Genomic DNA, 1,776 nt, shown 5'->3' on the forward strand with positions numbered 1-1,776 from the left:
AGCGAAGCTGTTTTGCGCAATATCGATTACATCGTACTCCCATTATTTTTTATGATAAACAAAAAAACGCCGAAGAAAAATCAATGATTTTTCTTCGGCAGTTTTATTTCATTCGTACAGCAAATTCTGCTAAGGTGCTTAAACCACGTTCAATTCTACGTCGATATTGCCTCTTGTTGCTTTGGAATAAGGGCAGACCTGGTGTGCTTTTTCCACAAGATCTTTGGCAGTCGCTTCATCGACACCCTCCAGATGAGCGTTCAGCGTAACAGCGATCTTAAAGCCGTTATCACTTTCATCTTTCAGGAAATGCACATCCGCCTTGATGGAAGTGCTGGACACATCCGCTTTTTCTCTTTTGATGACCAGATTTAATGCTCCATCAAAACATGCGGAATAGCCTGCTGCAAATAATTGTTCAGGATTCGTGCCTTCTCCTCCGGGACCGCCCAGTTCCTTTGGTGAAACCAATTGAAGATCGAGTACGTTGTCTTCGGAAACGACTCTTCCCTGGCGGCCGCCAGTGGCTGTTACAGATGTTGTGAATAATGCTGACATTTTTCCAACCTCTTTCCATAAATGTATTTGCGAACAATTCAAACTTAACCCGGAATCCATCGCCGAGTCAACTGACACGATTTCACATCTGTTTGAAGACAAAGTTTAATGACCTTGCTGAATAGGGTATGAAACTATATTGACTTATTTACTCAAGGAGGGTTTAGGATGTCTGAAGAAATTGGATCAGGAACAGGGGAAGTAAAATCTTTTGACGCCGATAAAGGATACGGATACATTGTAGGGGAAGACGGCGAGGAGTTTTTCTTCGAATCGATTTCCATCAGCAATGATTTTGGCGCCCTGCTGCCCGGGCAGAAAGTGAATTTCAATATCTATGAAGGCAATCCGGAGCGCGAGCGCGTAGCAACTAATATAACGCTGCATTTCTGAACTGATTTTATGGATGAAAATTCAACCATCGTTTTATTGCTTTAAAGGAATGAAAATGATTTTAGGGGGAAAACCTATGGCAAACGTTGAATTGAAAAAACCGCTGCCCAGCCAGGATGAGCAGCGTGATTTTTATCAAAAACTGAGGTATAAAGTCCAGATTTGGGTGGAAGGAAAAACAGGGAAGGGCAGCAAATTCCTGAAATATGTGATGTTTGCGCCGGACTTCTTCCACCTGCTGGCAAAACTTATGCTGGATGGCCGCATAGAAGCAAAAAGCAAATCGATGATTGGAGCGGGTATCCTTTATTTCATCTCACCGATCGACCTGATGCCGGAAGCGCTTCTTGGCCCGGTAGGTTTTGCGGATGATGTGGTTGTTGCGGTATATATCATCAATACGCTGTTGAACAAATATCCGAAAGAAATCATCATGTCCCACTGGGCCGGCGATGAAGATCTGCTCGTCGTTGTGAGCAGGCTGGCTGATAAAGGGAATAAATGGGCATCAAAGCTGCCGGCAAGCAAAATGGTAAAACGTTACCTGAAATAAAACATGAAAATCCCGCCACACATATGTTAGTGTGGCGGGATTTTTTTTGATCAGTTTGTGATGCCCTGCGATTCTTTCCAATCCAGGAATTCATCGTATGTCAATTGCTTGTCGAGAATCGAGCCATCTTCACGGATTTCGATGACGCGGTTCGCAACTGTCTGGATAAACTGATGGTCATGCGATGTGAAGACCATGGCGCCTTTGAAAGCGATCATGCCGTTGTTGAGTGCCTGGATCGATTCCAGGTCCAAGTGGTTTGTCGGCTCATC

General features: G+C 44.1%; 3 protein-coding genes and 1 pseudogene. 2 read left to right on the forward strand and 2 right to left on the reverse strand.

Annotated elements, in window-relative coordinates:
- Positions 1–138: 138 nt before the first annotated feature.
- The gene (locus tag KW93_RS07725) at positions 139–558 is read right to left on the reverse strand and encodes an organic hydroperoxide resistance protein (RefSeq protein WP_033542419.1); all 420 of its coding nucleotides are present in this window, start codon (positions 556–558) and stop codon (positions 139–141) included.
- 168 nt (positions 559–726) lie between these two features.
- Here KW93_RS07725 and KW93_RS07730 point away from each other — a divergent pair, with 168 nt between their 5' ends.
- Entirely contained in the window at positions 727–951 is a 225-nt protein-coding gene (locus KW93_RS07730; RefSeq protein WP_033542420.1) for a cold-shock protein, read from the forward strand.
- Between the two features lie 76 nt (positions 952–1,027).
- Positions 1,028–1,504 carry a YkvA family protein gene (locus KW93_RS07735; RefSeq protein ID WP_033542421.1) on the forward strand — a complete coding sequence of 159 codons (477 nt, stop codon included), beginning with the start codon at positions 1,028–1,030 and terminating at the stop codon, positions 1,502–1,504.
- A gap of 50 nt (positions 1,505–1,554) precedes the next feature.
- Here the strand turns inward: KW93_RS07735 and KW93_RS07740 are convergent.
- A pseudogene (locus tag KW93_RS07740) lies at positions 1,555–1,776 on the reverse strand (ABC transporter ATP-binding protein); the annotation flags it as partial.

Source organism: Planococcus sp. CAU13 (assembly GCF_000775575.1).
GTDB lineage: Bacteria > Bacillota > Bacilli > Bacillales_A > Planococcaceae > Planococcus.